Annotated in this window: 22 protein-coding genes; 8 read left to right on the forward strand and 14 right to left on the reverse strand. The window is 67.0% G+C overall.

Annotated features, from left to right (window positions below; all coding sequences use genetic code 11):
* The first annotated feature begins 75 nt into the window (after positions 1–75).
* Positions 76–1056 carry a PRC-barrel domain-containing protein gene (locus GON09_RS15165; protein ID WP_213932509.1) on the forward strand — a complete coding sequence of 327 codons (981 nt, stop codon included), beginning with the start codon at positions 76–78 and terminating at the stop codon, positions 1054–1056.
* 88 nt (positions 1057–1144) lie between these two features.
* On the opposite strand, the gene hsaB is transcribed toward GON09_RS15165, so the two are convergent.
* The 4 genes from hsaB to hsaA are packed head-to-tail and all read right to left on the reverse strand — an operon-like array spanning position 1145 to position 4694.
* On the reverse strand, positions 1145–1732 hold the full coding sequence (hsaB, locus tag GON09_RS15170) for a 3-hydroxy-9,10-secoandrosta-1,3,5(10)-triene-9,17-dione monooxygenase reductase subunit (protein WP_213932510.1): 588 nt from the start codon (positions 1730–1732) through the stop codon (positions 1145–1147).
* Complete coding sequence (gene hsaC / locus GON09_RS15175; protein WP_213932511.1) at positions 1732–2634, reverse strand: iron-dependent extradiol dioxygenase HsaC; 903 nt, start codon at positions 2632–2634, stop codon at positions 1732–1734. The genes hsaB and hsaC overlap by 1 nt, the downstream gene beginning before the upstream one ends.
* A complete protein-coding gene (gene hsaD, locus GON09_RS15180; protein ID WP_213932512.1) occupies positions 2635–3510 on the reverse strand; it encodes a 4,5:9,10-diseco-3-hydroxy-5,9,17-trioxoandrosta-1(10),2-diene-4-oate hydrolase in 876 nt (291 codons plus the stop codon).
* Between the two features lie 8 nt (positions 3511–3518).
* Positions 3519–4694: a 3-hydroxy-9,10-secoandrosta-1,3,5(10)-triene-9,17-dione monooxygenase oxygenase subunit gene (gene hsaA, locus GON09_RS15185; protein ID WP_213932513.1), complete on the reverse strand. Its 1176-nt coding sequence runs from the start codon at positions 4692–4694 to the stop codon at positions 3519–3521.
* Positions 4695–4884: 190 nt separating this feature from the next.
* Here hsaA and GON09_RS15190 point away from each other — a divergent pair, with 190 nt between their 5' ends.
* From GON09_RS15190 to GON09_RS15220, 7 genes are all read left to right on the forward strand, one after another.
* On the forward strand, positions 4885–6033 hold the full coding sequence (locus tag GON09_RS15190) for a Rieske 2Fe-2S domain-containing protein (protein WP_213932514.1): 1149 nt from the start codon (positions 4885–4887) through the stop codon (positions 6031–6033).
* 2 nt (positions 6034–6035) lie between these two features.
* On the forward strand, positions 6036–6398 hold the full coding sequence (locus GON09_RS15195) for a hypothetical protein (RefSeq protein ID WP_213932515.1): 363 nt from the start codon (positions 6036–6038) through the stop codon (positions 6396–6398).
* Between the two features lie 176 nt (positions 6399–6574).
* Positions 6575–8287, forward strand: a complete 1713-nt coding sequence (kstD, locus tag GON09_RS15200; protein ID WP_213932516.1) for a 3-oxosteroid 1-dehydrogenase — start codon at positions 6575–6577, stop codon at positions 8285–8287.
* A gap of 40 nt (positions 8288–8327) precedes the next feature.
* Positions 8328–9188: a MaoC/PaaZ C-terminal domain-containing protein gene (locus GON09_RS15205; RefSeq protein WP_213932517.1), complete on the forward strand. Its 861-nt coding sequence runs from the start codon at positions 8328–8330 to the stop codon at positions 9186–9188.
* A gap of 32 nt (positions 9189–9220) precedes the next feature.
* The gene (locus GON09_RS15210) at positions 9221–10966 is read left to right on the forward strand and encodes a cholesterol oxidase substrate-binding domain-containing protein (protein WP_213932518.1); all 1746 of its coding nucleotides are present in this window, start codon (positions 9221–9223) and stop codon (positions 10964–10966) included.
* Between the two features lie 63 nt (positions 10967–11029).
* A complete protein-coding gene (locus GON09_RS15215; protein ID WP_244865520.1) occupies positions 11030–12085 on the forward strand; it encodes an alpha/beta hydrolase family protein in 1056 nt (351 codons plus the stop codon).
* 61 nt (positions 12086–12146) lie between these two features.
* Positions 12147–12761 carry a flavodoxin family protein gene (locus tag GON09_RS15220; RefSeq protein WP_213932519.1) on the forward strand — a complete coding sequence of 205 codons (615 nt, stop codon included), beginning with the start codon at positions 12147–12149 and terminating at the stop codon, positions 12759–12761.
* A 27-nt stretch (positions 12762–12788) separates the two neighbouring features.
* On the opposite strand, the gene GON09_RS15225 is transcribed toward GON09_RS15220, so the two are convergent.
* The 10 genes from GON09_RS15225 to GON09_RS15270 form a co-directional block, all read right to left on the reverse strand.
* Positions 12789–13577, reverse strand: a complete 789-nt coding sequence (locus tag GON09_RS15225) for an ABC transporter permease (protein ID WP_213934461.1) — start codon at positions 13575–13577, stop codon at positions 12789–12791.
* 11 nt (positions 13578–13588) lie between these two features.
* Complete coding sequence (locus tag GON09_RS15230; protein WP_213932520.1) at positions 13589–14566, reverse strand: ATP-binding cassette domain-containing protein; 978 nt, start codon at positions 14564–14566, stop codon at positions 13589–13591.
* 88 nt (positions 14567–14654) lie between these two features.
* Positions 14655–15491 (reverse strand): mycofactocin-coupled SDR family oxidoreductase, encoded by an 837-nt coding sequence (locus GON09_RS15235; RefSeq protein WP_213932521.1) that lies wholly within the window; start codon positions 15489–15491, stop codon positions 14655–14657.
* A gap of 111 nt (positions 15492–15602) precedes the next feature.
* On the reverse strand, positions 15603–17003 hold the full coding sequence (locus tag GON09_RS15240) for a DUF2252 domain-containing protein (RefSeq protein ID WP_374195326.1): 1401 nt from the start codon (positions 17001–17003) through the stop codon (positions 15603–15605).
* A gap of 85 nt (positions 17004–17088) precedes the next feature.
* Positions 17089–18258 carry a lipid-transfer protein gene (locus GON09_RS15245; RefSeq protein WP_213932523.1) on the reverse strand — a complete coding sequence of 390 codons (1170 nt, stop codon included), beginning with the start codon at positions 18256–18258 and terminating at the stop codon, positions 17089–17091.
* A complete protein-coding gene (locus GON09_RS15250) occupies positions 18255–18659 on the reverse strand; it encodes a MaoC family dehydratase (protein WP_213932524.1) in 405 nt (134 codons plus the stop codon). The genes GON09_RS15245 and GON09_RS15250 overlap by 4 nt, the downstream gene beginning before the upstream one ends.
* Complete coding sequence (locus GON09_RS15255) at positions 18656–19654, reverse strand: bifunctional MaoC family dehydratase N-terminal/OB-fold nucleic acid binding domain-containing protein (protein ID WP_213934462.1); 999 nt, start codon at positions 19652–19654, stop codon at positions 18656–18658. The genes GON09_RS15250 and GON09_RS15255 overlap by 4 nt, the downstream gene beginning before the upstream one ends.
* 32 nt (positions 19655–19686) lie before the next feature.
* Positions 19687–20838, reverse strand: a complete 1152-nt coding sequence (locus GON09_RS15260) for an acyl-CoA dehydrogenase family protein (RefSeq protein WP_213932525.1) — start codon at positions 20836–20838, stop codon at positions 19687–19689.
* Positions 20823–21866, reverse strand: a complete 1044-nt coding sequence (locus tag GON09_RS15265; protein WP_213932526.1) for an acyl-CoA dehydrogenase family protein — start codon at positions 21864–21866, stop codon at positions 20823–20825. The genes GON09_RS15260 and GON09_RS15265 overlap by 16 nt, the downstream gene beginning before the upstream one ends.
* A gap of 68 nt (positions 21867–21934) precedes the next feature.
* Positions 21935–24103, reverse strand: coding sequence for an acyl-CoA dehydrogenase (locus GON09_RS15270; protein ID WP_213932527.1), 2169 nt, complete (start codon positions 24101–24103; stop codon positions 21935–21937).
* Positions 24104–24167: the final 64 nt, after the last annotated feature.

Consider the following 24167-nt stretch of genomic DNA (forward strand, 5'->3'; position numbering starts at 1 on the left):
ACGACGGCGTTTCGTCACTCTCACCGGAGGGCATCCGCACTGCAGTAAGCCGCATCGCCCACGGATGAGGACATCATGATCAGCAACGACGATATCGACACCCTCGCTCGTGCCACCGCGTACGGGCCCGACGGTGACAAGCTCGGACGCGTCGGAGAGGTGTACCTGGACAACGACACGGGCCGACCCGCATGGATCACTGTCGTCACGGGACTGTTCGGCACACGCCGGCACTTCGCCCCCATCGACGAAGCCGAACTCGACAGCAGCGGAGTGCGCCTGCCCTTCGACAAGGACACGATCACCGGCGCCCCGAACATCGACGAGAACGGTGAGCTGACCCCGCTCGAAGAGGACGAACTGTACCGCTACTACCGCCGGTTCGGGGATACCCCGGCAGGCAAGAGCGGTCTCACCGACGACCGGGCCGGCCTCGACGAGAGGAGCCCGGCCGGCGGGGGTCTCGGCGGTGGCACCGCGGGTGGTCTCGGCGGTGGAACCGCGGGTGGACTCGGCAGTGGAACCGCGGGTGGAGTCGGCAGTGGCACTGGAGCGCCGCACACGGGCGAGACGTACGGCACCGCCACGCCGTCCGCCACCGGCCATTCGCCCACCCCGGGCACGGCGCATCCGCCCACCCCGGGCACCGGACCTTCGCACACGCCGCCCGACGTCGCGCGCGAAGGGATCGCCGGCAACTACCGGCCGAGCGAGGGCCAGCGGGACGAACCGCTCGAGCACTCGATGCCCGGGCAGACCGCGTCGACGCCGTCCGAGCCGTCCGGCACCGCACGACCTGCGGCGGACACCGCCCGGCACGCGGCCGGCGGCACCGGGAGCGAACAGGAGATCGTCGGTCCGGGACCGACCGGTCCGGCGCACTTCACACCGCCGTCACGCGACACAGATACGAACGCGACGGCCGACACGAGCACTACAGCGGCAGGCGACGCGGATGCCGACCGGCCGCGGAAGCCGCGTCTGGTGCGCCGCGTCGTGACCACCGAGTACTACGAGGAGACTCCGGACGACACGACCGACGCCGATCGTTCCTGAGTCCGCAACGCGGAAAGACGAAGCCGGGACGGCCACATACCGTGTGGCCGCCCCGGCTTCGTCGTCCGGTGCTGCTGCGTCGTGCGGTCTACAACCAGGTGTCCTCCGTGACGGAGGTGAGGAACGCTTCGAGATCGTCGCGCCAGGGCGCCGGAGTGGTCTTCTCCGGTTCGATCCCGGTGTACTGCCCCCGGTAGAAGAGCAGCGGGCGCTCCTTCTCGTCGCGCACTTCGCTCAGCGACGACACGCGCCCGAACACCACCCAGTGGTCTCCTCCGTCGTGCACCGTCTCGACCGTGCAGTCGATGTGCGCGAGCGAGCCGGTGAGGACGGGTGAATCCAGCGGCGAGGACGTCCAGTCGAGGCCGGCGAACTTGTCGGGTTCGCGGGAGCCGAACCGTGCACAGGTCTGCTGCTGCTCCTCGGCGAGGACGTTGACGCAGAACCGGCCCGCTCGTTCGATCGCCGCCCACGACCGCGACTGCTTCGTGGGACAGAACAGGACCAGTGGCGGATCGAGCGACAACGCGGCGAACGACTGGCACGCGAATCCCACTGGCGTTCCGTCGTCCTCGGTGGTGGTGATGACGGTGACGCCGGTGCAGAACTGCCCGAGCACGGTGCGGAAGGCCCGCGGGTCGATCGCACCGTCCTGTCCGGCCTCCGGCGCGGTCATTACTGCATTCCCACCGAGAAGTCGTGGCCCCACAGACTCACGGCCGTGGATTCACGAGCGATCCAGCCGTCGTCGTCCTCGACCTGCAGCCCCTCGCACCCGAATTCGACGTCGAATCCGCCGGGGGTCTTCATGTAGAAGGACAGCATCTTGTCGTTGACGTGGCGCCCCAGCGTCGCCGACATCTTGACCTTCTTCCGCAGCGCGCGGTCGAGAGCGAGGCCGACGTCGTCGGAGTTCTCCACCTCGATCATCAGGTGCACGATGCCCGACGGGGTGGGCATGGGCATGAAGGCGAGACTGTGGTGGCGCGGATTGCATCCGAAGAACCTCAGCCACGCGGGTTTTCCGTCGGCGGGCCGGCCGACCATCTGCGGGGGCATCCGCATGGAGTCGCGCAGACGGAAACCGAGCACGTCGCGGTAGAAGTGCAGCGCTTCCTCGTCGTCACGGGTCGAGAGCACCACGTGCCCGAGACCCTGATCACCGGTGACGAACTTGTGCCCGTACGGGCTGACCACACGGCGATGTTCGAGCGCGGCACCGTGGAACGCCTCGAGCGTGTTGCCCGACGGATCCTGGAAGACGATCAGTTCGTCGACGCGACGATCGGCGAGCTGTTCGGCGGTGCCCTCCTTGAACGGCACGCCCGCCGCCGAAAGGTTGTCGCGAACCGACTGGAGATCGGCCGCGTTCGCGGTCTCCCACCCCGAAACGAGCAGCTTGTCGGACTCGTGCGGCTCGATCACGAGCCGGGCCGGGAAGTCGTCCATCCGAAGGTACAGCGCATCGGAGTGGACGCCCTTGCCCTCGATCATGCCGAGGACCTTGAGACCGTACTCGCGCCAGGCCGAGACGTCGGTGGCGCCGATCCGCAGATATGCCAGCGACCGGATACTCATCTATTCGACTCCATCCGTGAGGAAATCCACTGTCAGGCGGTTGAATTCGTCGAACTTCTCGAGCTGTGCCCAGTGACCGCATCCACCGAACACGTGCAGCTGGGCACGGGGGATCATCTTCAGGGCGACGAGAGCACCGTCGAGCGGGTTCACGCGGTCCTCACGACCCCAGATCAGCAGCACCCGCTGGCGGAGCGTGTAGGCCTCACGCCAGAGCATTCCCTTCTCGAACTCGGTGCCGGAGAAGGACTTCCCCATGGCCTTCGCCGCAGCCAGCGACTCGGGTGTGCTCGCCGATGCGAAGCGTTCCTCGACCAGTTCGGGAGTGATGAGCGACTGGTCGAAGACCATGATCCGCAGGAACGCCTCGAGATTCTCGCGGGTGGGCTCGTAGGCGAACTTACCGAGATTCTTGACACCCTCGGTGGGATCGGGTGCGAACAGGTTGACACTCAATCCACCCGGGCCCATCAGGACGAGTCGTCCGGCGCTCTCGGGATAGTCGAGCGCGAACCGCACCGCGGCACCACCACCGAGCGAGTTGCCGAGGAGGTGGACGCGGTCGGTGATGCCGAGGGTGTCGAGCAGATCCTTCAGCGCCGACGAACTGTGCACGAAGTACTGCGGGTGTTCGGTCGGCTTGTCGGATCTGCCGTAACCCGGCTGATCGACGGCGAGCACGTGGAACCGTTGTGCCAGCACCGGGATGTTCTTCGCGAAGTTCGACCACGACGACGCCCCCGGCCCACCACCGTGGAGCAGCACGATCGTGGTGTCGTTGCCGACCCCCGCTTCGTGGTAGTGCAGGCGGAGGTCGTCGCGGACCTGCGCGAAACGGGAGGTCGATTCGTAGGTGATCTCGTCGATTGCGGTCACATCCACCCCTAGACCATCGTGTCGGTGATCGGCAGACCGAACTCGGCGGCGCCGAACATCACGTAGGCGCGTTCGGCGTCGTTCGCGGCGTGTACACGACCCGCGTGCGCGTCGCGCCAGAAACGCTGGATCGGCGTGCCGTCCGCGAGCGCGGTGGCACCCGAGTTCTCGAAGAGACGGTCGATCGACGCGATGGCACGGCCGGTCGCGCGGACCTGGTCGCGGCGTGCCCGCAGGCGCAGTTCCATAGGAACCTCGTCGCCGGCGAGGAGATGGGCGTACTCGTCGGTGACGTTGCCCGACAGCTGGCGCCATGCCGCGTCGATGTCGCTGGAGGCCTCGGCGATGCGGACCTTCGCGAACGGATCGTCCTTGGCCTTCTCGCCGGCGTAGGCGGCGCGGACGCGCTTGCCCTGGTGCTCGACGTGTGCCTCGTACGCGCCGTAGGCCATACCGACGATGGGTGTCGAGATGGTGGTGGGATGGATCGTGCCCCACGGCATCCGGTAGACGGGCGCGGTGTTGCGCTCGAGCCCGGGCGACGCCAGGTCGTTCATGGTCTTGAAGCTGAGGAAACGGTGTCGGGGGACGAAGACGTCGTCGACCTTGACCGTGTTGGATCCGGTGCCGCGGAGACCGACCACGTGCCATACGTCGTCGATCTCGTATTCGGAGCGAGGGATCAGAAAGCTGCCGAAGTCGACGGGGCGGCCGTCCTTGATGACCGGGCCACCCACCACGACCCAGCTCGCGTGGTCGCATCCGGACGACCAGGCCCACGCACCGTTGACCTTGTATCCACCGTCGACGACCTCGCCGGCACCCATGGGCGCGTAGGACGACGAGATCCGGACGTCGGTGTCGTCGCCCCAGACGTCTTCCTGTGCCTGCTGCCCGAAGAGCGCGAGGTGCCAGTTGTGGACGCCGATGATGCCGGAGACCCATCCGGTCGAGCCGCACGCGCTCGCGATGTTGCGCACCGCGGTGAAGAAGGTGACGGGATCGGCCTCGTATCCACCCCATTGGGCCGGTTGCAGAAGCTTGAAGAAGCCGGCCTCCTGGAGCTCCTTGATCGAGTCGTCGGGCACCCGGCGCAGATTCTCGGCCTCCTGCGCACGTTCGCGCAGCGTGGGCAGCAGAGCGTCGATCCGCTGCAGTACCTCGTGGCTGTCGTGGTCACCCACTGGACGCTCCCGTCTGTTCAGGAATTGATCGCTTGTTTCGAGACTAGAACATGTTCTTATTCGTGTCGAGATGCAGGACCGTCGCAGGTAGGCAACCCCTATGGGGGACCAAAGTCCCCGAACCCTTCCGCTCCGCACCCGAATTCTATAACGTGTTCTAGAGGAGATTTCCGGAAGGAAGTGAGCGGACATGGCACAGATTCGCGAGATCGACGTCGGAGAGGTCCGGACGCGTTTCGCGCGAGGCTGGCATTGCCTCGGCCTCAGTCGCACGTTCAAGGACGGCAAGCCCCACGCCGTCGAGGCCTTCGGCACGAAGCTCGTGGTGTGGGCCGACAGCAACGGCGATGTGAAGGTGCTCGACGCGTACTGCCGCCACATGGGCGGCGACCTGTCACAAGGCGAGATCAAGGGCGATTCGGTTGCGTGCCCGTTCCACGACTGGCGCTGGGGCGGCAACGGGAAGTGCACGGACATCCCGTACGCCAAGCGGGTTCCACCGCTGGCCCGCACCCGTTCGTGGATCACGATGGAGAAGCACGGCCAGGTGTTCGTGTGGAACGACCCCGAGGGCAACACCCCGCCTCCGGAGGTCACCGTTCCCGAGATCGAGCAGTACGGCTCGGACGAATGGACGGACTGGACGTGGAACCAGATCCGGATCGAGGGTTCCAACTGCCGCGAAATCATCGACAACGTCGTCGACATGGCGCACTTCTTCTACATCCACTACGCCTTCCCCACGTTCTTCAAGAACGTCTTCGAAGGACACATCGCCGAGCAGTACCTCAACACCCGTGGCCGGCCGGACAAGGGCATGGCGACGCAGTACGGGCTGGAGTCCACGCTCGAGTCGTATGCGGCCTATTACGGCCCCTCCTACATGATCAACCCGCTCAAGAACAACTACGGCGGGTACCAGACCGAATCCGTGCTGATCAACTGCCATTACCCGATCACCCACGATTCGTTCATGCTCCAGTACGGCATCATCGTCAAGAAGCCCACGGGCATGTCGGCAGAGCAGTCGGACGTGCTGGCCGCCAAGCTCACCGAAGGTGTCGGTGAGGGCTTCCTGCAGGACGTCGAGATCTGGAAGAACAAGACCAAGATCGAGAATCCGCTGCTGTGCGACGAGGACGGCCCGGTCTACCAGCTCCGGCGCTGGTACGAGCAGTTCTACGTCGACGTCGCCGACGTCACGGAGAAGATGACGGGTCGCTTCGAGTTCGAGGTCGACACCGCCAAGGCGAACGAGGCCTGGGAGAAGGAAGTCGCCGAGAACCTCGAACGCACGAAGCACGAGGAAGAACAGGACAAGCAGGAAGCGGAGGTCTGACGATGAGCGCCTCGGCCCGAAAGATCACATGGGCGAAGTCCCCGGACTTCTCCGAATGGCCCGGCCGGGCCGAGGCCATCGCCGCTCAGACCGCCATCGACAAGATCGATTACCTGGAGTCCGGCCGGCACGAGGTGCAGTGCCGCGAGTGCGGCACGTGCGTCCTCGTCCGTAAGAACAGCCTGTCGCACACGAGCGTGCAGTGGCAGGAAGATCCGGACACCGTGTGCCCGACTTTCCGCGCGACCGCCTCGATACGAGGTTCGTCCATCACACCACGAGAAGGGTGTCCGCAGCTCGGGGCGAGCATCGACCAGGCCGTGCTCGACGGCACCCTCCCCGTTCCCGGCGAATCTCCCACCTGACCGACCGAGCACCGATCCACCACGCGACGGCACCGTCACACCGACTGTGCCGTCGCGTTCTGTTCTGCCGGTGATATTCGGTTCCACCACCGACATCACGTCGTCTTCGCTTCACGTCCAGGACTCTTCGTTTTCGGGGATGGACTCGGCACCACCATTTCTATAACGTGTTCTACATGACGGAGCAGGAGTACGACATCGTTGTCGTCGGCAGCGGCGCCGGCGGGATGACCGCCGCCATCACCGCGGCCCGCAAGGGCGCCGACGTGGTCCTGATCGAGAAGGCGCCGCGCTACGGCGGGTCGAGCGCCCGGTCGGGCGGCGGTGTGTGGATCCCGAACAACGAGGCGCTGAAGGCCGCCGGGGTGGACGACACCCCGGAGGAGGCCCGAAAATACCTTCACAGCATCATCGGCGACGACGTACCCGCAGAGAAGATCGACACCTACATCGATCGCGGACCGGAGATGCTCTCCTTCGTCCTGAAGAACAGTGCACTCGAACTGCAATGGGTACCGGGCTATTCCGACTACTACCCCGAGGCGCCCGGCGGACGTCCCGGGGGTCGTTCGGTGGAACCGACACCTTTCGACGGGCGCCGCCTCGGCGAGGATCTCGCACTCCTCGAACCCGATTACGCCCGCGCTCCCAAGAACTTCGTCATCACCCAGGCCGACTACAAGTGGCTGAACCTGCTCATGCGCAATCCGCGCGGACCGGTGCGAGCCCTGCGGGTCGGAGCCCGCTTCGTCTGGGCGAATCTCACCCGGAAACACCTGCTCGTCCGGGGTCAGGCTCTCATGGCCGGTCTGCGGATCGGCCTGCGCGACGCCGGTGTCCCCCTCCTACTGGAGACCTCGCTCACCGACCTCGTCGTCGAGGACGGCGCCGTGCGCGGTGTCGAGGTCGTCGCGAACGGCGAGAAGCGCATCATCCGTGCCCGCAAGGGTGTGATCCTCGCGAGCGGCGGTTTCGAACACAATGCCGAGATGCGGGCGCAGTACCAGCGTCAGCCCATCGGCACCGAATGGACCGTGGGAGCGAAGGCCAACACCGGTGACGGCATCCTCGCCGGACAAAAACTCGGTGCCGCAGTCGATTTCATGGACGACGCCTGGTGGGGACCGTCCTTCACGCTCACCGGCGGCCCGTGGTTCGCACTTTCGGAACGCAGTCTGCCCGGCTGTCTCATGGTCAACATGGCGGGCAAACGCTTCGTCAACGAGTCGGCGCCGTACGTGGAGGCGACCCACGCGATGTACGGGGGTAAGCACGGACGCGGCGACGGTCCGGGCGAGAACACCCCCAGCTGGCTGATCCTCGATCAGCGTTACCGCGACCGCTACACCTTCGCCGGCATCACGCCCCGCACCCCCTTCCCCCGCCGGTGGCTCGAGGCCGGGATACTCGTCAAGGCCGGCTCCATCACCGAACTCGCCGAGAAGATCGGGGTGCCGGCCGACACCCTCACCGAGACCGTGCAGCGGTTCAACGGATTCGCACGCGCCGGGAAGGACGAGGATTTCGGCCGCGGCGAATCCCACTACGACCACTATTACGGGGATCCGCGCAACAAGCCGAACCCGAGCCTCGGCGTGGTCGACAAGGCCCCGTTCTACGCGTTCACGGTGGTCCCCGGCGATCTCGGCACCAAGGGCGGACTCGTCACCGATGTCGACGGCCGGGTCCTGCGCGAAGACGGCACCGTGATCGACGGCCTCTACGCGACCGGCAACGTCAGCTCGCCGGTCATGGGCCACACCTATGCCGGCCCCGGCGCCACCATCGGACCGGCGATGACCTTCGGCTACCTTGCGGCGCTCGATATTCTCGGCCGCACACGTGACGACCGCACCGAAGAACTGCGAGAATCCGCCGACACCGTGTGACCCGACCGACCCGAGTTCGAGCCGTAGAAAGGAAGCGCCTGTGCCCATCGACCCCTCGGTAGCCGTCGGAGCCGAACTGCCCGCTCAGGAATTCGAGTGGAGCAGCACCGATGTCCAGCTCTACAACCTCGGCATCGGTGCCGGTTCCCGCCCCACCGACGCAGGAGAACTGCGGTACCTCCGCGACAAGGAGCCCCAGGTACTCCCCACCTTCGCCACCGTCGCCGCGACCTTTCACCACGTCGAGCCGCCGAAGGTGTCGTTCCCCGGAATCGAGATCGATCTCGCCAGGGTCGTCCACGGCAGCCAGGAGGTGACCGTGCACGCACCCATCCCGGCTTCGGGCAAGGGGCGTACGATCACCCGCATCGCCGAGGTCTGGGACAAGGGCAAGGCCGCTGTCGTGGTCCAGGAATCGAGGACCGAGGATCTCGACGGCAATCCCCTGTGGACCGCACGGTCGTCGATCTTCGCCCGCGGGGAGGGCGGTTTCGGCGGTGAGCGTGGACCGTCGGAGTCGGTGGAGTACCCCGATCGCGCGCCGGATGCCGAGTTCGACGTGCCGACCCTGCCTCAGCAGGCGTTGCTGTACCGGCTGTGCGGTGATCGCAACCCGCTCCACTCCGATCCCGAGTTCGCCTCGGCAGCAGGCTTTCCTGCACCGATCCTGCACGGGCTGTGCACCTACGGCATCGTGTGCAGGGCCGTGACCGACGGCCTGTTGGGCTCGGATGCCTCCCGCGTGAAGGGATTCCGTGCCCGTTTCGCCGGCGTGGTCTTCCCCGGCGAAACACTCCGGGTGCGCGTCTGGAACGACGGTGAACGCAAGCTCGTCACCGCATCCGTGATCGAACGCGACCTCGCCCCCGCCCTGGCCGACGTGGTACTCACCGTGGCCTGAGCGCCGCACCCCCCGAAAGAGCGACATACAACATGACACTTCGTGATTCGTCGCCGCGCCTGTCGCGGCGCGGCTTCCTCGCGGCCGGTGCAGGCGCACTGGCCGTCACCGCGATCGGCGGCTGGACTCCGGTCCATGCCGTTCCTTCCGGATCGGCAGGGGCGACACTCCCTACCCCGCCTGGCTTTCCCGAGGGCATCGAGCTCTACCAGCAGGCGTACCAGAACTGGTCGAAAGAGATCATGCTGGACGCGATCCAGACCTGCGCGCCGCGAACTCCCGACGACGTCGTGCGTCTGGTGAACTGGGCACACCGGAGCGGATACACCATCCGTCCGCGCGGAGCGATGCACGGCTGGACACCGCTGACGATCGTCAACGGCGCACCCGTCGACAGGGTGATCCTGGCCGATACCATGCTCCATCTCAACTGGGTCCAGGTGGAACCCGGCGGCTCGCCCGCGACCGTCACGGCCGGTCCCGGCGCGACACTCGACGCGATCACCACGGCACTGCAGGATCACGGCCTCGGACTCGCGAATCTTCCTGCGCCCGGCGTATTGTCGGTGGCAGGGGCTCTCGCCGTCAACGCACACGGTGCCGCTCTGCCCGCAGACGGTGAATCCACCCTGCCCGGACACACTTTCGGGTCGTTGAGCAACCTCGTCACCGAACTGACGGCTGTCGTGTGGGACGGAAACGCCTACGCACTGCGTACGTTCACCCGCGCCGACCCCGAGATCACACCCCTGCTCACCCACCTCGGCCGCACGTTCATCACGTCCGTCACCTTGCAGGCCGGACCGAACTACCGCATGCGGTGCCAGTCCTTCACCGACGTCTCCTGGCAGGAACTGTTCGCACCGGCCGGAGCGTCGGGTCGGACCTTCGAATCGTTCGTCGCCTCCGCAGGTCGCGCCGAGGCGATCTGGTATCCGTTCACGGACAAACCGTGGATGAAGGTGTGGTCGCTCGCACCGGAGAAGCCACCGACCTCGCGCGAGGTGACCGGCCCGTACAACTACCCGTTCTCCGACAATGTGCCCGAACCGATCACCGACCTGCTGGGGCAGATCACGGCGGGGAACACCTCGATCGCACCGGCTTTCGGCCAGACCTATTACGGCGTGACGGTGGCGGGTCTCGCAGCGACGGGATCGTCCGACATCTGGGGCTGGTCGAAAGATCTCCAGTTCTACATCAAGGCCACCACACTGCGTCTCACCGAGGGCGGCGGCGCGGTACTCACGAACCGGGCCAACATCGCCAATGTGATCCACGATTTCGCTCACTGGTTCGCCGAACGCATCGAGCACTACCGCGGTCTGGGACAGTTCCCCCTCAACGGTCCGGTCGAAATCCGTTGCTGCGGACTGGATCGGCCGGAAGACGTCCTCGTCCCGTCGGCAGGGCCTCCGACGATCGCCTCGACCCGTCCGCGGCCCGACCACCCGGAATGGGACACCGCCATCTGGCTCAACGTTCTCGGTGTCCCGGGCACGCCCGGGATGTTCGCCTTCTACCGCGAGATGGAACAGTGGATGCGGCAGCGGTACAACGGAAGCGACTCGACCTTCCGGCCCGAATGGTCGAAGGGCTGGGCATTCGGTCCCGATCTGCCGTACACGGACGAGCAGATCCTGACGCAGGGTCTGCCGGAGACCTATCGGGAAGGCGTACCGTCGGACGAGAACTGGGATTCGGCTCGCGCGGTGTACAACCGTCTCGATCCGCATCGGGTGTTCAGCAACACCTTCATCGACGCCCTGCTCCCCTGAGGGGCCCACGGGCACAGCTCGCTCGGCACGGGCACAGCGCGGTCCTTTGCTAGGGTTCGCACCATGCGGAACGTGCGAAGATGGATCGGTGCTGCTGCTGTGCCCGTGCTGGTTCTCGCGGGTGGTGTGACACTCGCCGGAACCGCGGTGGCTCTTCCCGATACGGGTTCGGCCACCGTGTCGAGCGGCAGCGACAGCCCGGTGACCTTCGAGGCCGCAGGCACCACCTTCCACGGCAGTCTCCGCAGTCCGGACGGTGCGACGGTCGCCGCCGCGCTGTTGCTCCCGGGCAGCGGCCCCACCGATCGCAACGGCAACCAGCCCGGCGCTGCGGCCGACACCCTGGTGCGCTCCGCGGACGCACTCGCCGCCCACGGCATCGCGAGCCTGCGGTTCGACAAGATCGGAGCCGGCGAGACAGGGCTCGGGACCTACACCCCCGAGACCGTCGGCGAGTACGGCTTCACCGAGCAGGTCGATCATGCCGAGGCCGCCGTGCGGTTGCTCACCGAACGCACCGGCGTCGCTGCCGAGGACATCCTCGTACTCGGACACAGCGAGGGCGGCCTGACCGCCCTCGCACTGGCCGATCGCGGCATCGGGAGCGGCTTCGCGCTGTTGGCGCCGCTCCCGATGCGCTATCTGGATCTGCTGTCCGCCCAGCTCACCGCGCTCGCCGACTCCGGGCAGCTCGGCGCCGATGCCGATGCCGTGCGAGCCGAGTTGCCGCGCACCGTCGAATCGTTGCGGACGACCGGCACCGTGCCGGCCGACCAGCACCCGATCGTCGCGCAGCTCGGTCTGAATGCCGCGAACGCCAAGTTCCTCTCCGAGGCCGACGAGCTCGATCCGGTCGAACTCGCCGCACGGTTGGCGACCGACACCCCTGTACTGCTGACCTGCTCCGACAAGGACCTGAACATCAGCTGCGCTCAGGTCGAACCGCTGCGTGACGCACTCGCACACACCGACCTGCAGTTCGAGCATTTCGCCACCGCGAATCACGGACTCGAGGAACTCGGCCCTCTGCAGCCGGGACCGGCCGACCTCATCGCGCTTCTGCCCGTGTCGTTCGAATTCTCGGCGGCCATCGACGATTGGGCCGAACGCGCACGCTGAGCGTGCGACGCACGTTCGAGGACGCGGGATTGTCGTCCGGGGGTGCGGGTATCCACGGCACATGACAGCACTCCACGCCGTAGCACTGAACTGCACTCTCAAGCCGTCTCCCGCCGAGTCCAGCACCGACAAGATGGTGGCGCACGTGTTCGACGCACTGTCGCAGCACGACGTCAGCGTCGAAACGGTCCGGGTCGTCGACTTCGACCTCAAGCCAGGCGTGGAAGCCGACATGGGCGACGGAGATCAGTGGCCGGAGATCGTCGAGCGCATCGCCTCGGCCGACATCCTGCTCGTCGCCACACCGACCTGGGTGGGACACATGTCGAGTGTCGCCCAGCGTGTCCTCGAGCGACTCGACGCCGAACTGTCGAACACCGACGACGAGAACCGGCCGCGCATGGTGGGCAAGGTCGGGATCGCCGCGGTCGTCGGCAACGAGGACGGTGCGCACAAGATCGTCGCCGACCTGTTCCAGAGTCTCAACGACATCGGGTTCTCCATCCCGGCCCAGGGTTCGACCTACTGGAACGGCGAGGCCATGTCGGGCACCGACTTCAAGGATCTCGCCGAGATCCCCGAAGCGGTGCGTTCGACCACCGAATCCGTCGCCCGGAACGCCGTGCACCTGGCCACGTTGTTGCGTCAGCGGCAGTACTCGCCCTATCCCGAGTGAGTCCCCACGTCGATGTGAGCTCGACCGTCAGCGGCTGACGGCCTTCTGGTACCTGCGAATTGCGAACGGCACGAAAACGATCAGCATCAGAGCCGTCCACATCAGCGATGCGAGGATCGGATTCTGCAGGGGCCACACGTCCGGAGGCGGCACCATGGGATTGGTGTTGCCGAACAACTCGCGCACCGCCTGCGTCAGCGCCGAGATGGGATTCCATTCGGCAATGGTCCGCAGCACCGGCGGCATCGTCGACGGGTCGACGAAGGTATTGGCGATGAACGACAGCGGGAAGATCACCATGAAGCTCGCGTTGTTGAAGACCTCGGGCGTGCGGATCCACATGCCGATCACGGCCATCACCCACGACAGGGCGTAGGCGAACAACAGCAGCAACAGGTAGCCGGCGAGCGCCTCTCCCAGCGAGGTGTTGATCCGCCAGCCTACGAGAAGGCCGGTCAACGACATCACGACAAGGCTGAGCACATTGATCAGTACGTCGGTGGTGGTGCGTCCGATGAGCACCGCGGACGGCGCCATCGGCAGCGACCGGAACCGGTCGATGATGCCCTTCTGGAGATCCTCGACCATCCCGAGGCCCGTCCAGGTGGATCCGAAGATCACCGTCTGGGTGAAGATGCCTGCGATGAGGAACTCCCGGTACGACATGCCCGGCACCTCGATCGCGCTGCCGAACACATAGGCGAACAGCAACACGAACATGATCGGGGAGAGCGTGGTGAACACCAGGAGATCCGGTACACGCTTGATCTTGATCATGTTCCGTTTCGCGATGGTCAGGCCGTCGGTTGCGACCATCTCGAGCGTGTTCACGACACCGCCTCCTCGACCTTGTCGTCCGTCCCGTGACCGGTGAGCGTGAGGAACACGTCGTCGAGCGTGGGCTTGCGCAGCGCGACGTCGGAGACCCGGATGCCCGCGGCCGACAATTTCCCCAGTGCGGTCACGAGACCGTCGGTTCCCCCGCCGGAATCCGCGCTCACCGGAACGGTGATACGGCCGGTGCTGCGCTCGACCCTGATCTCACCGGACGCGACCGATTCGAGTTCGCGGACCGCCCGGTCACGCTGATCGACCTCGGCCACGCCGAGTTCGATGCGTTCGCCCCCGACGCGGCTCTTGAGTTCGTCGGCAGTGCCGCGGGCGATGACCTTCCCTCGATCGATCACGGCGATGTCGTCGGCGAGGCGTTCGGCTTCGTCCATGTACTGGGTGGTCAGCAGCAACGTGGTGCCGCGCTGCACCAACGTGTCGATGACCTCCCACAACCCGAGACGGGCACGCGGATCCAGCCCGGTGGTGGGTTCGTCGAGGAAGAGCACCGGGGGATCGGCGACGAGAGCACCGGCGAGGTCGAGGCGACGTCGCATACCGCCCGAGTAACCCTTGACCGGGCGATCAGCCGCTTCCTCGAGGTCGAACTGCTCGAGCAGTTCCCGTGCCCGGAGCCGGCTCCGTTTGGTGCCGAGGTGATACAGACGCCCGACCATCTCGAGGTTCTCGAAGCCCGTGAGATATTCGTCGACCGCGGCGTACTGTCCCGACGCGCCGATCCGGGACCGGAGTGCGCGCGCCTCGGTGAGAACGTCGTATCCCGCTACCTCGGCGCGACCGGCATCGGGAACGAGCAGTGTCGTCAGGACGCGCACCGTGGTGGTCTTACCGGCCCCGTTGGGACCGAGCAATGCGGTGACGGTTCCTTCCGGCACCCGTAGGTCGACACCGTCGAGCGCTCTGACCTGCCCGTATGTCTTGATCAGTCCTTCTGCAACTATGGCGTCGGCCATGAGTTTCTCCCTGACTGTGGTGGCTAGCACAGTGTGCACGAAGAGACCGACACGATTCGACAGGTTTTCTCATCGCATCGACAGATGCTCAGCCCGTCACCCGCGCGGCATTTCCCGCATCGATCGGCAGCACGGTGCCGGAGATGTGTGCGGACGCCTCGTCGGCGAAGAAGAGAACGGCGCGGGTGATCTCGGCAGGTTCGAGCCACGGGACCGGTTGCGCGTGCAGCGAGGCGAACACCGGTGCGACGTCGTCGGCTGTCGGGTGCTCCAGGTCCGGCCGCAGCATCCCGTAGAGCGTGTCGTTGTGGATCATCGGCGTGGAGATGTTGCCCGGAGCGACCGCGTTGACGGTGATGCCGTTCTGCGCGAGGTCCAGGGCCGCGCTCTTCGTCAGACCGATCACGCCCCACTTCGACGCCGCATAGGCGGCCATATTGGTGTTGCCGGCCCGGCCGAGCATGGACGACACCGTCACGATGCGTCCGTAACCGCGCTCGATCATCCCGGGCGCCACCGCGGCGACGGTGTTGAACACCCCGGTGAGATTCGACGAGATCGCTTCGTCCCACATCGCCTGCGGCATGCGGTGCACCGGCGCCGCCACCGACACCCCGGCGTTGGCGACCGCGATGTCGATACGCCCCAATTCGTCGTGGGCCCGGGCTACCAGCGCGTCCATCGCCGGACGGTCGGCGGTGTCGAGTGTCGCCGAGACGACCCGGCGGCCGGTGGCTTCGACGAGGCGCACCGTCTCCGCCAGATCATCCTCCGTCGCGAGCGGGTAGCCCACCACCGGCGAATCTGCGCACCGATCGCAGATCACCAGATCCGCTCCGGCCTCGGCGAATGCGACGGCATGCGCGCGACCCTGCCCTCGCGCTGCTCCCGTGACGAACGCGACCCTGCCCTCGAAACCCATCATGACGTCCTTCCGTCGGCGCGTGGTTGCGTTACTTGTACCGCGCCGATCGTCGAGGACGGCGGACGGTCCCGGACACCGGAAGTGTCCGGGACCGTCGAGGCGAAGACGGGATCACAGTCCGGACTGTGCCTTCACCCGGCCCTGGTCCACTGCGTCGTGCAGCGCCTGCAGGTCACGTTCGGTCCGGTCTGCATAGGCCACCGCGAAGGACGCGAGCGCGTCGTCGAACTGTTCGTCCGTGCCGAGATAGGCCGCGAGCGCGATCCGGTCGCCCGCCCGGGCGTGGGCGTAGGCGAGGACCCGCGCACACAACCGCCCGTAGAGCTTCAGGCCCTTGGGCACCATCTCCTCGATCACCGCCGAGCCCTTACCGTCGCGGAGTTGGCGGATGTAGAAGTCCCGGTCCACTCCGTCGGCGCCCGTACCCCGCTGCCAGCCGAGGAAGATGTCGCTTGCGGACTGCATCAGGCGCTGACCGTTCACGACGCGTTCGCCCTCGTTCCGGAAGGACGGCCCGTCCACGTAGTACGACAGCACCGAACGCTGGGCCTCCTTCGCCTGCAGGAACAGCGGATCGTCGTCGTCCACACCCCGCAGCAGGAGGATCCACGCCCTCGTGCCGACACTTCCCACTCCTACGACCTTCCGCGCGGCCTGGACCAGTTCGAACTGTTCCAGAAGGACCCGGCGGTCCCACTGCAGTGTCGCCCGGTACGAACGGACACGGCCGTACAGCTCGTCGTAGATCGCCTCGGCGTCGAGGTCGGCGAAGACCTCCTCGACGGGCACGATGAGCGGCGGATCGCTGATGATCCGGCGGTGACCGTCGATGATGGTGGTCAGCTTCTCCAGTGCCTGGAGACTGTCGCGGCGCGAGGCTTTCTCGAGTACTTTCCGGGTGCGTTTCTCCATCTTCGCATCCAGCAGGTCGCCCAACTCCGCTATCTCGACCGTGGGATCGAGGTGGGAATACCGCACCGCCAGATTGCCGAGTTGCGCTTGCCTGCAGATCGTCTCGCGATACTCGGCCGCGCACGCCCGGGTGATCTTCCTGCATTCCTTCGCGGTGAACCCGTTGTCGCGACCTGCGATCTCGAGGCTTGCGACCAGGCGCTTGACGTCCCATTCGAACGGTCCCGGATACGTTTCGTCGAAGTCGTTGACGTCGAAGGCCGTCTTCCGTTCCGGAGTCGCGAACAGGCCGAAATTGCTCGCGTGAGCGTCGCCGCACAGCTGCGTGTGCAGACCACTGTCGGGCGTACGCGACAGATCGTCGGCCATCACCAGCGCGGCACCGCGGAAGAACGCGAACGCCGACGTCGCCATGCGGCCGTACCGGACCGGGACTAGCTGGGGGACGCGGGACTGTGCCTGACTCTCGAGCAGGGCGATCGGATCCCGGGACGACTCCCCGAGATCTGCCAGCGACTCGACCGGGGTGACCCTCCGAGCGGCGAGACCGTTCTGCACCCGCTGTTCGCGGGTCGGATGTACGACATGTCCGTTCGTCACCGACACGGGTCCTCCCACAGGGATCTCACCGGAGTGTGGGCCTTCATCGTAGGCAGGCCCACGTCCCCAGGGGAGGGAAACGGCCTCAGGACCGCGACAGCACCAGTCCCGAGGTCGGAACTCCCGTTCCCGCCGTGACCAGGACGTGGTCGACGTCGTCGACCTGGTTGACGGCCGTGCCACGGATCTGCCGGACGGCCTCGGCGATGCCGTTCATACCGTGGATGTAGGCCTCCCCCAGCTGACCACCGTGCGTGTTGATCGGCAGTCGCCCACCCACCTGGATGCCGTCGGCGACGAAGTCCTTGGCCTCGCCGCGTCCGCAGAATCCGAGTTCCTCGAGCTGCATGAGCACGTACGGGGTGAAATGGTCGTAGAGGACGGCCGTCGCGATGTCCTGCGGCCGGATGCCGGCCTGTTTCCACAGCTGGTCGCCGACGATGCCCATCTCGGGCAGTCCGGTCAGCCCGTCCCTGTAGTAACTGGTCATGATGTACTGGTCGGGTCCACTCCCCTGTGCCGCGGCCGCGATCACCGCCGGGGTCTGCTCGAGGTCCTTCGCCCGCTCGGCGCTCGTGACGACGACGGCGACGCCGCCGTCGGACTCCTGGCAGCAGTCGAGCAGGTGCAACGGCTCGGCGATCCACCGCGAGTTCTGGTGGTCCTCGAGCGTGATCGGTTTTCCGTGGAAGAACGCCTCGGGGTTGGTTGCCGCATGAGCACGGTCCGCGACGGCCACGGCACCGAAGTCGGCGCTCGTCGCCCCGGCGACGTGCATGTAGCGTTGCGCGACCATCGCGACGAAGGAGGCCGGGGTGCTCAGCCCGTGCGGGTAGGAGAACGCGTTGTCGGTGCCCGATGAATTCACCTGCGCGGCAAGTGCGGTGTTGACCTGACCGTAGCGCGCCCCGGATCGTTCGTTGAACGCCCGGTAGGCGACCACCACATCGGCCACGCCGGTCGCGACGGCCATCGCCGCCTGCTGCACCGTGGCGCACGCCGCACCGCCGCCGTAGTGGATGCGGGAGAAGAACTTCAGGTGCGGAATTCCCACCGAACGGGCTACGGCCACTTCGGTGTTGGTGTCCATCGTGAACGACACCAGACCGTCGACGTCGGTCGGCGCCAGACCGGCGTCGTCGAGGGCGGCGCGCACCGCTTCGGCTGCGAGGCGCAGTTCGCTGCGACCGGAGTCCTTCGAGAAGTCGGTGGCACCTATGCCGACGATCGCCGCTGCACCCGACAGGCCGCTCATGCAGTGTCTCCGATCACGAAAGTGGCTGTAGCCGTGATGTGTTTGCCCAGACTGTTGGTGCCGGTGATGTCGACGGTGACCAGTCCGTCCTCGACAGAGGCAACGGTGCCGGAGAGGGCCAGGGTGTCGTAGGCATACCAGGGCACACCCAGCCTCAACGAGATCGACTTCACCACCGCGCGGGGGCCTGCCCACTCGGTGACGTAGCGCTGTACGAGCCCGGTGTCGGTGAGGATGTTGACGAAGATGTCCTTCGATCCGCGTTGCTGCGCCTTGTCGCGGTCGTGGTGCACGTCCTGGAAGTCGCGTGTGGCCAGGGCCGTCGACACGACGAAGGTCGGATCCGCGTGGATCTCGAGGGAGGGCAGGCTCTCGCCCGTCGCAACGGTCGGGGTGCTCACGCGTCCTCCTCGAGGGGCTTCCAGGCGTACAGCGTCCACGCTTCTCCCCCGGTCTCGTCATCGCCGGGGAAATCGAGATAGGTGGCCGCCACCGGCATTCCGATGCGCACTCGCTCGGGATCGACGCCGCGGAGCTCACCGAGCATCCGGACACCTTCGTCGAGTTCGACGAGGGCGACGACGAAAGGCAGCTGCCGTCCCGGCACCTTCGGCGCGTGGTGGACGACGAAGCTGAACACCGTTCCGCGACCGGAAGATACGACGTAGTCGGTGGTCTCGGACTTGTCGAGCCAGAGCGCCGGGGCGGGTGGGTGCTGGAGCGTGCCGTCCGGACGTCGCTGGATGCGCAGTTCGTGGGCCGACACACCGTCCCAGAAGAACTGCGTGTCGCGGGAGACGGACGGGCGGAGCAGCCGTGTGGGGTCGAGATCGTCGGGAACCGAGGGTGCTCGGCCTTCGGAGGACGACGGCTCCTCCGCCTTCGCCGGCGGCGCGAACTTCAGTATGCGGAACAGCATCTCGGCGACCACTTCGTCGCCGACCTTCCACAGGTTGCGGGTCGTGAAGAACCAGCCCTCCCCGAGTCCGGTCTTCTTCGGGCCGACGACGTCCTCGAGGGTGGACTCGATCGTCACCTGTTCGCCGTGACGCAGGTAGCGGTGGTAGATCTGGTCGCAGTTGGTGGCGACCACCGACGTGTATCCGGCGTCGTCGAGGATCTGCGTCATCCGGCCGAGCGGGTCGTCCTTCTCGCGTTCGGTGCCGAGACCGCGCATCGTCCACACCTGTGCCATTGCAGGTGGGGCCACGAGACCGCCGTGACCGGCGGCGATCGCCGCCGATTCGTCGGTGTAGATCGGATTGTCGTCGCCTATCGCCTCGAGCCAGTTGCGGATCATCGGCATGTTCACCGGATCGCGTCCGGGTCGTGGTGCGGACGGGCCGTCGCCGCGGACCTTCACGGCGGCCTGCAGGATCTCCTCCGGGGCGTTCACCGGAACTTCTCGTGTCACCGAATTCTCCCGTGTCACCGCGGCACCCGCGGCATGCCCAGTCCGGACGTCGCGATCAATTCGCGCATCACCTCGTTGACGCCGCCACCGAAAGTGATGACCACATTGCGTTTGGCCATCATGTCGAGCCAGCGGAGCAGATCGGCGGTGTCGTCGTCGGCGGGGTCGCCGAAGGCACCGACGATCTCCTCGGCCAGACGCCCGACCCGCTGGATCCGCTCGGTGGCGAACACCTTGGTCGCCGAGGCATCGGCGATGTCGACGGCGTCGTTGCTGCTCGCCGCGACCTGCCAGTTGAGCAGTTCGTTGAGTCGCCAGGTCGCGTGGATCTCCCCGAGTGCGCGTCGCACCTCGGGACGGTCCTGGAGTTCGTGCGCGCGGACCCACTCGACGAGCCGGTCGTAGATGCCCGCCACGCGACCGGCCGGTCCGAGCATGACGCGTTCGTGGTTGAGCTGGGTGGTGATGAGTTTCCAGCCCTTGTTCTCCTCGCCGACGAGCATCTCGGCCGGAACGCGCACGTCGCTGTAGTAGGTGGCGTTGACGTGGTGGGCGCCGTCGCAGGTGATGATCGGCGTCCAGCTGAAGCCCGGATCCTTCGTGTCGACGATGAGCACGGAGATGCCGCGGTGACGCGAATCGGCGGGGCCGGTGCGGACCGCGAGCCAGATGTAGTCGGCGTCGTGCCCACCGGTGGTGAAGATCTTCTGTCCGTTGACGATGTAGTGGTCGCCGTCGCGCACCGCAGTGGTGCGCAGTGCGGCGAGGTCGGTCCCGGCCTCCGGCTCGGAGTATCCGATCGCGAAGTGCACCTCGCCGGCGAGGATGGCGGGCAGGAACTTCCGCTTCTGCTCATCGGTGCCGTAGACCTGCAGCGTCGGGCCGACGGTCTGCAACGTGACACTCGGTAACGGGACGTCGGCTCGGACGGCCTCGTTGGCGAAGATCTGTTGTTCGACGTCGCCGAAACCGTGGCCGCCGAATTCGACCGGCCACCCGACGCCGAGCCATCCGTCCTTGCCCATGCGACGGACGACCTCACGGTAGGTGGGGCCGTGCCGTTCCGTGCGCATGATCGCGGCCTCCTCCGGGGAGACCAGATTGCCGAAATAACGGCGCAGTTCGGCCTGCAGCGCGCGCTGCTCGTCGGTCAGATCGATGAACACCGGGCCCCCACGAGGTCGAGTCGGTACGAGGCGCCGCCGAGCAACCGGGCAAGATCCTTGGCGGCCGACGAATACTTGTGCAGCGGATAGGTCTCGTCGACACCTACGCCGCCGTGCAGGTGGTGCAGCACACGCATGGCCGGAGGCAGTTCGGCCGCGATCCAGTACGCGGTGACATCGAGATCGTCTGCGGCGTCGAGACCTTCGGACAGGCGCCACACCGACGACAGTGCTGCGACGTGCAGGGTGCGCGCGGTGACGTAGACGTCGGCGATCTGTTGCGCGACGGCTTGGAAGGTCGCGAGCGGCTTGCCGAACTGGTGCCGTTCGCTGACGTGTTTCGCGGTGAGTTCGGTTGCGCCGGAGAGCAGTCCGTCCGCGAAGGCCGCCACGGCGGCGAGCGCGATCCGGTGGAGTGTCGCCACGGCGTCGGCACCGGACTCCGCGAGGAGGACGCCGACGGCACCGTCGGCACGCAGCGAGAACTCCGGGGAGCCCGTCGAGGTGGGACTCGGGCGCAGTGTCACGCCGGTGGCGTCGGGAGTCACCGCGACCACACCGGCATCGGTGGGCAGGAGCACCAGGCGTGCCCGATCGGCATAGGGCACGGCGACGAACGACCCGGTGACCGCATGACCCCGGCCGGTTCGGACGGCGGTGGCGGCCGGCTGCTCCGGGAAGGCGCGGCCGGGTTCTCCGAGGGCGGCCGTCAGGACGGCTCCCTCCGCGACGCCGGCGAGCAGTTCGTCCTGCTGCTGCTCGGAGGCGAGCGCGAGGATCGGCAGCACGCCCAGACCGAGAGTGGCCAGGGCCGGCGTCTGCGCCGCTCCGCGTCCGATCTCGGTGAGAACCGTGGCCACTTCGCCGAGTCCGAGCCCCGATCCGCCGAGTCTTTCGGGCAGGGCGAGCGACAGCAGGTCGGCGTCGGCCAGCGCGGCCCACAACGCCTCGTCGGCGAGGCCGCGTTTCAGGAGACCGGCCGCCACACCGGCGATCTCCTCCTGTGTCTCGTCACGTGCGAAGTCCACCGTCACCCACCTTCGATGTAGAACGTGTTCCAGTTGTAGCACTCCCGGGCGTCCGGCGGAAGGACTCCTCAGTCGCGCGGCAGACCCAGAAGCCGCTCGGCCGCCACGGTCAGCAGAATCTGCTCGGTTCCACCGGCGATCGTCAGGCACCGGGTGTTGAGGAACTCCCGGGTGAGCGGTCCTTCCACCCAGCCGGACTCACCCGCGAGATCCATGGCGAGTTCGGCGGTGTCCTGCCGCTGCCGCACACCGATGAGTTTGCGGACGCTCGACGCGGCACCGGGATCCTGTCCCTCGAGTTGCGCGAGGGTGGCGCGCAGATCGAGGAGCGATCCGACCGTCGCTTCACCGATCTGCGTCGCGATGCGGTCCTCGGCCACGGGGTCGCCCGGGGTCGACAGTGCGAGCAACTCTTCGATCCGCGGCCCCAGCGACGACTTGCCCCCCATGGCGACGCGTTCGTCGGCGAGAGTCGTGCGGGCGAGTTTCCAGCCGTCGCCGCGTTTCCCGACAACGCAGTCGTCCGGCACGAAGACCGAATCGAGAAAGACCTCGTTGAACAGCGCGTCGCCGGTGATCTCGCGCAGCGGCGAGATCGTGATCCCCGCGGACTTCATGTCGACGAGGAAGTACGTGATGCCCTTGTGCTTGGGGACATCGCGGTCGGTGCGGGCGAGGCAGATCGCCCAGTCCGCCTGCTGAGCGAGCGAGGTCCACACCTTCTGCCCGCGCAGCACCCACCCTCCGTCGACCTTCTCGGCACTCGTGCGCAGTGCCGCGAGATCCGAACCCGCTCCGGGTTCCGAGAACAGCTGGCACCACACCACGTCGCCGCGCAGGGTGGGCATCACGAATCGTTCGATCTGCTCGGGCGTGCCGTGCCGGAGGACCGTCGGAACCGCCCACCAGCCGATCACGAGATCGGGGCGTTCGATACCGGCAGCGGCGAGTTCCTCCTGAACGACGAGTTGTTCCGCGGCGCCGGCTCCCCGGCCGTAGGGCTGCGGCCAGTGCGGCGCGAGGAGACCCGACTCGGCGAGAGCGACACGCTGCCCGGACTCGGGTGCGGCGGCGATCCTCTCGATCTCCGCGCGGATCCGCACCCTCTCCTCCTCGTGGTCGGACAGGTCGATCCCGAGATGACGACGCGCGCCGTCGCGCACCAATGTCGTGAGCCTCGACCGCCACACGCTGGAGCCGCCGAGTACCTGCCGGGTGGCGACCGCGCGGCGGAGATAGAAGTGCGCGTCGTGCTCCCAGGTGAACCCGATGCCGCCGAGGACCTGGATCGCGTCCTTGGCCGTCCGGACCGCGGCGTCGAGCGCGACCGCCGCCGCAGCGGCCGCCGCGATCGGCAGTTCGTCGGGCTGCGAGTCGACGGTGACCGCTGCGTCCCATGCCACGGCCCGGATCTTCTCGGTGCGGCAGAGCATTTCGGCACAGATGTGCTTGACCGCCTGGAACGCACCGATCGGTTTGCCGAACTGCTCACGGATCTTCGCGTAGTCGACCGCGGTGGTCAGCGCCCAGCCGGCGAGGCCGGCCAGTTCCGCGGCGGCGAGACCGGCGGTGAGGTCGCGCACGAAGCCGGCCGGGACGGTCGCGACACGATCCGCCGGGACGGTCGCGCCCTCGAGCCGGACACGGCCCACCGCGCGGGACGCGTCGATGGTGTCGAGCGGTTCGACCCGCAGACCCGGATCGTCGGCCTCGACGAGCGCCCAGCGTTCGATGGCCGGGCCACCGCCGGCGGGTTCGACGTCCGGCTCACCCTCGAGACGCAGGAGCACCGCGATCCCGGCCTCGGCGCCCACGGCCGGCCCGGCCTCGCCCCGCAGCACGAATCCGTCCCCTGCGGGTTCGGCGGCCACGGCCGAGTCGAGCGCGAGCGCGGTGGGGACCTCGCCCTCGGCGAGCCGCGCCGTCGTCTTGGCGACGGCCTCCCCGGCGCGGCCGAACACGAGAGCCGCCACGGCGGTCGTCAGGACGGGGCCGGGCGCGAGTTCGCGGGCGGCCTGTTCGAGCATGACGGCCAGGTCCACGGCGGTCGCTCCGAGACCGCCCGCGTCTTCGGGGACGGCGACACCGAAAATTCCGAGCTCTGCGAGGGACGACCAACCGTCGCGCCACGTCGTGTCGCCTCCACGACGTATCGTCGAGATGGGGTCGACGGCGCGTGACCAGGCCTGGACGGATGCCTGGACGGCCCGCTGCTCCTCGGTCGTGGCGATACTCACAGCGGTTTCCGCCCTTCCGAATGACATCATTGCTAGAACGTGTTCTAATATGACACCGATTCGG

The sequence above is a fragment of the Rhodococcus sp. B50 genome (genome assembly GCF_013602415.1).
Classification (GTDB): domain Bacteria; phylum Actinomycetota; class Actinomycetes; order Mycobacteriales; family Mycobacteriaceae; genus Rhodococcus.